At 67.7% G+C, this 8,000-nt stretch carries 7 protein-coding genes; 6 read left to right on the forward strand and 1 reads right to left on the reverse strand.

Annotation, left to right across the window (positions count from 1 at the left end):
* Positions 1 to 21 precede the first annotated feature (21 nt).
* The 6 genes from BMY53_RS23935 (at position 22) to BMY53_RS23960 (ending at position 6,966) form a co-directional block, all read left to right on the forward strand.
* Entirely contained in the window at positions 22 to 987 is a 966-nt protein-coding gene (locus BMY53_RS23935; RefSeq protein WP_255370357.1) for a TorF family putative porin, read from the forward strand.
* On the forward strand, positions 987 to 2,588 hold the full coding sequence (locus tag BMY53_RS23940) for a xylulokinase (RefSeq protein ID WP_092949461.1): 1,602 nt from the start codon (positions 987 to 989) through the stop codon (positions 2,586 to 2,588). Before BMY53_RS23935 ends, BMY53_RS23940 begins: the two co-directional genes overlap by 1 nt.
* Complete coding sequence (locus tag BMY53_RS23945) at positions 2,585 to 3,238, forward strand: class II aldolase/adducin family protein (protein ID WP_092949463.1); 654 nt, start codon at positions 2,585 to 2,587, stop codon at positions 3,236 to 3,238. The genes BMY53_RS23940 and BMY53_RS23945 overlap by 4 nt, the downstream gene beginning before the upstream one ends.
* A gap of 44 nt (positions 3,239 to 3,282) precedes the next feature.
* A complete protein-coding gene (locus BMY53_RS23950; RefSeq protein WP_255370358.1) occupies positions 3,283 to 4,956 on the forward strand; it encodes an aspartate aminotransferase family protein in 1,674 nt (557 codons plus the stop codon).
* Between the two features lie 11 nt (positions 4,957 to 4,967).
* Positions 4,968 to 5,603, forward strand: a complete 636-nt coding sequence (locus BMY53_RS23955; protein WP_092949465.1) for a hypothetical protein — start codon at positions 4,968 to 4,970, stop codon at positions 5,601 to 5,603.
* Between the two features lie 217 nt (positions 5,604 to 5,820).
* Entirely contained in the window at positions 5,821 to 6,966 is a 1,146-nt protein-coding gene (locus BMY53_RS23960; protein WP_218151300.1) for an MFS transporter, read from the forward strand.
* 471 nt (positions 6,967 to 7,437) lie between these two features.
* Here the strand turns inward: BMY53_RS23960 and BMY53_RS23965 are convergent, their stop codons facing one another.
* Positions 7,438 to 7,866, reverse strand: a complete 429-nt coding sequence (locus BMY53_RS23965; protein WP_092949469.1) for an MFS transporter — start codon at positions 7,864 to 7,866, stop codon at positions 7,438 to 7,440.
* Between the last annotated feature and the right edge of the window lie 134 nt (positions 7,867 to 8,000).

Raw genomic sequence — 8,000 nt, forward strand, 5'->3', positions numbered from 1 at the left:
CCCTCCACAAGGAGCAGTTGCATGACCCGCAAGACCCCTGCCCTGAAACGCGGCCCGCGCCACCAGCATCAACATCAGCACCGGCGTGGGCACCGCCGCTGCTCCGCCCTGGCGGTCGCCGCCCTGTCCACGCTGACCACGCTGGCCGCCCTCGCTGCCCCTTCCGCCTGGGCCGACACCAGCGGCACCGCCACCATGGCCGTGGACACCGAGGTGAAGCTGCTCTCCGACCTGCGCAACCGCGGCATCTCCGATTCCGGCCGCAAGCCCTCCGTTCAGCTGAATCTGCAGCTGGCGCATGAATCCGGCGTGATCGCCCTGGCGCAACTCTCCACCGTCAGCGACAAGGCCTTCACGGATTCCGATGGTGTGAACCTCCTGCTGGCCACGGGTTACCGCTGGGGCGACCCCGACAGCTGGCACTTCGGCGTGGGGGTGGCCAAGGAGTTCTTTCCGGGCGCCCGCTTTGATGCACCGCACAGCCTGGACCTGGAAGCGGGTGAACCGCTGGACTTTCGCCGCACCCGCTACGACACCGCCTACGCCGTGCTGGAGCTCGGTTGGGGCAAGCTGGAAGGCCGCATCCTGAACGTGATTTCGCGTACCTATCGCGGCGCGGACACCGGGGGCGTTTGCGGCCAGATCCTGGTGGCCGCCGTAGACCCGACGCCTGCCATCGAGTGCTACTTGCGTGGCGACAAGAACTCGCGCGGCAGCATGCTCTACGACATCAACTACAAATACGACCTCACCCCCACCACCACGCTCAACCTGCATGCCGGCACACAGAAGATCCGCCACTTCAAGGAGGCGGATTTCAGCGACTATTCCATCGGAGTGAGCCATCAACGTTGGGGCTTCACCTTCTCTGCCGACTGGGTCACCACGCGCACGCATCGTCAGGAGCTGTTCATGATTCCGGATGGCGACGGCTGGAAGCGCCAGGACGATGACCGCCTGGTCGTGGCCGTCGGCCGAAAGTTCTGATGACCTCAGCCGCGGAGCCTCTGGTACTGGCCGTCGACCTGGGCACCTCGGGCTGCAAATGCGCACTGGTCACCCTCGGCGGGGAGGTGCAAGGCTGGGCCTTCCGCCCCGTCGCCCTGCATGTGCAGGGCGTGCAGGCCGAGCAGGACCCCCAGGCCTGGTGGCAGGCCCTGCTGGACGCCGCCAGCGAACTGCTGGCGCCGGACGCCGAACGACGGCAGCGGGTAGTGGCCGTGTGCTGCTCGACCCAGACCGAGGTGACGGTGTGCCTGGGCCGCGACGGCCAGCCCATCGGCCGTGCCTTCAGTTGGCTGGACGCGCGCGGTGCTGCCGCCATCGCCCGGCGGGCCCGGGGGCGCTGGCTCAACATCGAGGGCTACGGGCCGCTCAAGCTTTGGCGCTGGCTCCGCCTCACCGGCGGCGCGCCGTCCGCCACGGGCCGCGACAGCGCGGGCCACATGGCCTACATCCGCGACGAGATGCCGGCGGTTTACGAGGCCACGCACCGTTTTCTCAACGCCCTCGACTTTCTGAACTTCAAGCTCTGTGGCCGGCTCTGTGCCACGCAGGATTCCATCCTGACCAGTTGGGTCACCAACAACCGTGATCCGGGGCGCGTGCACTACGACGCCGGCCTCATCCGCCTGTTGGGGCTGGACGCCGAGAAGCTGCCGGAGATCGTGCAGTCCACCGATGTCCTGGGTCCGCTGCTGCCAGCCGTGGCCCAATACCTGGGCCTGCCGCTCACCACGCCGGTCATTGCGGGTGCGGTGGACACCTCGGCAGTGGCCGTCAGCGCCGCCGTGCCGGACTTCGAGACCCACCTGTACTTGGGCACCTCGTCCTGGCTGGGCGCCCATGTGCCGAATATGCGCACCGACGTGCGCCACAAGATCGCCGCCGTGCCTTGCGCGGTGCGCCACCGCTACCTGGCGCTGGCACTGCAATCCACCGCGGGCGCCAATCTGTCCTTCCTGCGGGACCGCATCCTCTACCACCACGACGAACTCGCCAGTGACGACGAGCACCCCGCCGTCTATGAACTGCTCAACAAGATTGCCGCTCGCGTGCCGCCAGGTTCGCGGGGCCTGATCTATACGCCGTGGCTGTTTGGGGAACGCACCCCGGTGGATGATCCGCTGCTGCGCGCCGGGCTGATCAATCTCTCGCTGGAGCATTCGCGGGAAGACATCTTCCGTGCCTTCCTCGAGGGCGTGGCCCTGAACACGCGCTGGATGATGGAGCCGTTTGGCCGCCTGTTGGGCCGCTCGCCTGGCACCATTGCCGCTGTGGGCGGTGGCGCGCAGAGCGACGTGTGGTGCCAGATTCTTGCGGACGTGACCGGCCAGCCCATCCGGCAGCTGGCGCAGCCAATTCAAGCCAATGCCATTGGCGCGGCCTTCCTGGCCGGCGTCGGTACGCAGGCCCTGCGTTTCGAGGACCTGCCGTCGCTGCGGCGCACGCGCCAGATCTATGAGCCTGCCGCCGCGCTCAGCCGCCTGTATGGCGACAAGTTCGAGGCCTTCAAGGAGATCCGCACTCGCCTCGCGCCGCTCTACCACCGGCTCAACCGCGTGCCGGCGGCGGGAGCCCCCGCATGATGCACGCCGACACACGGCAGGCGGTGGTGGGCTTATGCCTTCGCCTCTCCGAGCGTGGCTACTTTGCAGGGACTGGCGGCAACCTGATGCTGCGCATCGACCCGACGCTGGTGGCGGTCACCCCCTCGGCAACCGACTACCTGGTGATGCAGCCGGAGGATGTCTGTCTGCTGCGCCTGGCCGACCTGTCGCTGGTGGATGGCGCACGGCCTCCCTCTGTCGAAACCGGCCTGCACGCCCGGGTGATGCGCGCACGGCCGGACGTAGGCTGCACCATCCACACCCATCAGCCGCTGGCCAGCGCCTGTGCCCTGATCGGTGAACCCCTGGTGGTGCCGCCAGCGCTGCAGACCATGCTGGGCACGGAGGTGCCGGTGGTGGGGTATGCGCCATCGGGCACGTCCTGGTTGGCAGGCAAACTCGCCCGGGCTGTGCGCCCGCAGCGGCAGGCCTGGCTGCTGCGCAACCATGGCGTCATCTGCTGTGGGCGCGACAGTACGGCTGCCCTGGCGGCGGTGGAGCAGCTGGAACGCCTGGCCTGCGACCACCTGGCTGCCCGGCTGGCGGATCGCGGCCGGCGTGAACCGGGCATGATGGCGCGGCTGGCGCCTGTCAGCGCGCTGCTGGCAGGGGCGAACGATGGGGCCTGACCCGTCAGGCGGGCCGCAGATCGGATACGAAGGTAGGCAATCGAATGAATCAAGACACCAAACTGGCCGGTCGCAACACCGCCCCGGCTCAGGCCCCTGTTCTGGCCCCTGTTCTGGCCTCTGTCACGCCCCCTGTCCCCGGCACATCGGGGGCGGCCACCGCTGCCTCCGCCAGCACCACGCCCTCCAGCGCCAGCCGCGCCGATGGCGTACCCGCCTTGGCAGGCGCCCCGGCGGGGACCGTCCCCTCCCCTTCGGCAACCGACGCCGCCAGCGATGCATGGGCGGTCTCCGCCTGGCCGGACACCCACGCCCTCTACGAACGCCTGGCCGCCCTGGTCAACCAACCCATGCGCCCGATCCGCCCGGACGCCATGCCCAAGGTGCTTCGCTGGTTTGACGACCACTGCGCGGGCTCCAAACAGCTGGCGGCCCGCGCGGCCTCCGTCATCCCCGGGGGCGTGCAGCACAACCTGGCGTTCAACCACCCCTTCCCACTGGCGTTTGCTCGCGCCCACGGCGCCTGGCTGACCGACGTGGACGGCAACCGCTACATTGACTTTCTTCAGGCCGGCGGGCCCACGCTGCTGGGCAGCAACCCGGAGGCCGTCCGGCGGCCCGTCCAGGCACTGCTGGAGGACTGCGGGCCGGTGACCGGCCTGCTGCATGAGTACGAGGTCAAGCTGGCCGAGCTGGTCTGCCGGCACATGCCCGGTGTGGAGATGCTGCGCATGCTGGGCTCCGGCACCGAAGCCGTGATGGGGGCGGTCCGCCTGGCGCGTACGTTCACCCGGCGCAACCGCATCATCAAGATTGGTGGCGCCTATCACGGCTGGAGCGACCCGTTGGTCTACGGCATGCGCCTGCCCAAGACGGGCCGCATGGAGGCCACCGGCATCCCGCGCGGCGCCACCGGCAACACGCAGGAGTGCCTGCCCAACGATCCCGAGGCACTACGCCGCCTGCTGCGCTGGAACCGCCTGCGCGGCGGCACGGCAGCCGTGCTGGTGGAGCCCTTCGGGCCGGAGAGCGGCACCCGACCGGTGCACAAGGACTACAACGCGCAGGTCCGCGCGCTGTGCGATGAGTTCGGCGCGCTGCTGATCTTTGACGAGGTGGTGACAGGCTTTCGCGCCGGCCTGGGCGGTGCGCAGGGCTACTTCGGGGTGACCCCGGACCTCACCGTGCTGGGCAAGTGCCTCACCGGCGGTTATCCCATGGCGGGGGCCATCGGCGGACGCAAGGACATCATGATGTCTTTGGTGGGAGGCATCGGCACCACCTCGCGCCGCGCCTTTGTGGGCGGCACGCTGTCGGCCAACCCGCTGAGCTGCGTGGCCGGGTACCACGCCCTGCTGGAGACCGAACGCACCCATGCCCCGGCCGTGGCCGGCCGCGCCGGCGACCGGCTGCGACGCGGGCTGGACGAGATCATCCAGCGGCGCGGCCTGCCGTACGTGGCCTACAACCTCGGCTCCATCGTGCACCTGCAGACCTCCGGCGTGCTGCTGCTGGACACCAGCAGCCTGTGGAAGCTCATCCGCGCCAAGGACGAGGCCAAGCGACGCAAGCACATGATGGAAGAGATGGGGGCAGCCTTCACCACGCACGGCTTGATCTCCGTGGCCGGCAGCCGGCTCTACACCAGCCTGGCGGATACCGACGAGATCATCGACGACGCGCTCAACCGGTTCGACGACGTCTTCGCGCTGGTGTGAGGCGACGCGCCATGGAGAATCAATGGTTCGCCCTGCGCCACCGGTTGGTATCCCGGGGCTTGATGCCGGCCGAGACAGACACGCTGTCACTGCGAATTCCCGGCGAACGCGTGATGCTGTGGGGCACGGCGTCAGATGCGCAGCCCCGTCGGCTCGGCCTGCCGGTGGACGACGTCGCCCCTGTGCCGCTGACGGCGGCTCTCACAACACATCGGCGCACCTACCGCTTGCGCGATGACGTGTGCGCCGTGCTGTGGGGTGGGGGAGCCTTTGGCCGCCAGCTCGAAGCCTTTGGGGGTCGGATGCCCGCGGTCTTTGATGAGCAGATCCGGCAGCTGGGCCGCATGGGCGCGGCCAGCGACGACGACGCCGGCTTGCGCCGTTCCCTGGCGCAAGGCAGCAATGTGGCCTTGCATGCCGGGCAGGTGCTGCTGCTGGGCATGACGCCTTCGCGGCTGGCGATGAATGCCGAGCTCTTCGAAAAATGCGCCAAGGCCTACGTGCCGGCCGTGGCGGGCGGCGCCCATGTCCGCACCCTGCCCTGGCTGGTGCGCTACATCGCCAACGGGCGGCTCATGAAAGAAGAGGCGCGGGCGCGGGAACAGGTGCAGCAAGGGCTGTGGCCGGCCGAAACCAGGGGCTACTGAGCTGCTCATCGCCCAATTTGGTGCAAGTTGGCCGTTTGGCGACAGACGTTGGCAAGTTGGCGACAAGCCGCCAACTTAGACTGGCAGGCCCTTGATCCCCCTGCCGACAGGGCGCCTCGCCCGGCTACCGGCAGACTGCCGATCCGACATGAGCACCGTTCCCAACACTCTGCCGCCGTCTGCCGCTCCGGCAGGTCCCAGCGCTCCCTCCCTGGTCATGCCCATCGTGGGCGCCGTGGCGTTTGTGCACCTGCTGAATGACCTGATCCAGGCCACGCTGCCGGCGATCTACCCGATGCTGAAGACGCAATTCGGGCTGAGTTTCACGCAGGTGGGGCTGATCTCGCTGGTCTACCAACTGACAGCCTCGCTGCTGCAGCCCTGGATCGGCCTGTACACGGACAAGCATCCCAAACCCTACCTGCTGCCCACCGGCATGATCTTCACCCTGGTGGGGCTGGCGCTGCTGTCGGTGGTCAACAGCTTCCCGCTGCTGCTGGGTGCGGCGGCGCTGATCGGTGTGGGTTCGTCCACCTTCCATCCCGAGGCCTCCCGTGTGGCGCGCATGGCCTCCGGTGGGCGCTTCGGGCTGGCCCAGTCCTGCTTCCAGGTGGGCGGCAACGCGGGGTCCGCGTTCGGGCCGTTGCTGGCAGCGGCCATCATCATTCCGCGTGGCCAGGGCGCCATTGGCTGGTTCACGCTGTTTGCGGTGCTGGCCATTGCCGTGCTGTATCGGGTCAGCGGGTGGACGGTGCGCCATCAGGCGGCGCGAGGCCACAAGGGGGCGGTGAAGGCCAATGGCCTGAGCAACCGCCGCATTGCCCTGGCGCTGGCGGTGCTGGCCTTGCTGGTGTTCTCCAAGTTCATCTACATGGCCAGCCTGAGCACCTATTACACGTTCTATCTGATCGACAAATTCCATCTGTCGGTCCAGGCGGCCCAGCTCTATCTGTTCTTGTTCCTCGCCGCGGTGGCGGCCGGCACGTTTGCCGGTGGGCCAGTGGGTGACCGCATTGGGCGCAAGTACGTCATCTGGGCGTCCATCCTGGGCGTGGCGCCGCTCACGCTGCTGCTGCCGCATGTGGGCCTGTTCTGGACGGGTGTGCTGACCGTGTTCATCGGCCTGATCATGTCCTCGGCGTTTTCGGCCATCGTGGTCTATGCGCAGGAGCTCGTGCCGGGCCGTGTGGGGCTGATTGCCGGGCTGATGTTCGGCCTGATGTTCGGGGTGAGCGGCATCGCGGCAGCGGGCCTGGGCCTGGTGGCGGACCACTACGGCATCCGTCAGGTGTATGAGCTGTGCGCATACCTGCCGCTGCTGGGCATCATCACCGCGCTGCTGCCCAACCTCGAGCGGCGCTGAACCCCGGCGTTGAAAAAGAAAAGAGCCCTGGTCTTGCGACCAGGGCTCGAAAAATTGTCCGTCCGCAGAGGGAGAGAGACGGACCATGCGAGAGAGAAGCATGAACAGCGTTTGAGTTCCGCTGTCAGTTCCTACTCTACGCAGCCCCCCTTTCCCTGGCACGACGCGATTGCCCGACGAATGCCGCTGGCTTCTCCCGATCCATGCGAAGGTGGATCACCTACGCAGGGTCTGGGGGCGCCAACGCGCAAAAAGAAAAGCCCTGGTCTTGCGACCAGGGCTCAAAAAATTGTCCGTCCGCAGAGGGAGAGAGGGACGGACCATGCGAGAGAGAAGCATGAACAGCGAAGCTCGAGTTCCGCTGTCAGTTCGTACTCTACGCAGGCCCGCGATGCCTGGCACGACGGGAACGCCCGATGCGGCCCGCTGGCTTCGCCCGATCCGCGTGAGGGCGGATCACCTACAACGCTCTCAAACAGGCGCCGCAGACTTCAACGCCCGCGGTGCTGCCAGCGCCATGAAGATGGCGAACAGCACCACACAGCCCAGCCCCACGGTCAACGAACTGTGCTCCGCGACAAATCCGATCATCGGTGGCCCGGCCATGATGCCCAGATAGCCCATCCCGGATACCGCCGCGATGCCATGCGCAGGCGCCACTCCAGGGATCTTTGATGCGGCACTGAACAACACCGGCACCACGTTGGACATCCCCAGCCCCACCAGCGCAAAGCCGACCAGAGCCACGTCCTCCACGGGCACCACCAGCGCCGCCGTCATCCCCAGCGCACCGAGTGCTCCGCTGTACATCATCAGGCGAACGGGCGCCACTCGGGCCCGTACCCAGTCCCCACCAAACCGCCCCAGCGCCATCGCCAGGCTGAAGCTCGCGTAACCCAAGGCCGCGATGAGGCTGTCGCTCTGGCGCTCCTGCTTCAGGAACGTAAGCGGTCAATGAACTGCGCCCTTGGCGCCAACGAGTTGTCGGGGTAGAAGCGATTCAGGCCGCGAGGTCGATGCGCCAGGGCAGCAAT

This window comes from Roseateles sp. YR242 (assembly GCF_900109745.1).
Taxonomy (GTDB): Bacteria; Pseudomonadota; Gammaproteobacteria; order Burkholderiales; family Burkholderiaceae_C; genus Roseateles.

What these genes read in the sequence shown, in the direction of transcription:
- BMY53_RS23935 (WP_255370357.1), top strand. Translation starts at nt 22, where the DNA reads ATGACCCGCAAGACCCCTGCCCTGAAACGCGGCCCGCGCCACCAGCAT.
- BMY53_RS23940 (WP_092949461.1), top strand. Translation starts at nt 987, where the DNA reads ATGACCTCAGCCGCGGAGCCTCTGGTACTGGCCGTCGACCTGGGCACC.
- BMY53_RS23945 (WP_092949463.1), top strand. Translation starts at nt 2,585, where the DNA reads ATGATGCACGCCGACACACGGCAGGCGGTGGTGGGCTTATGCCTTCGC.
- BMY53_RS23950 (WP_255370358.1), top strand. Translation starts at nt 3,283, where the DNA reads ATGAATCAAGACACCAAACTGGCCGGTCGCAACACCGCCCCGGCTCAG.
- BMY53_RS23955 (WP_092949465.1), top strand. Translation starts at nt 4,968, where the DNA reads ATGGAGAATCAATGGTTCGCCCTGCGCCACCGGTTGGTATCCCGGGGC.
- BMY53_RS23960 (WP_218151300.1), top strand. Translation starts at nt 5,821, where the DNA reads ATGCCCATCGTGGGCGCCGTGGCGTTTGTGCACCTGCTGAATGACCTG.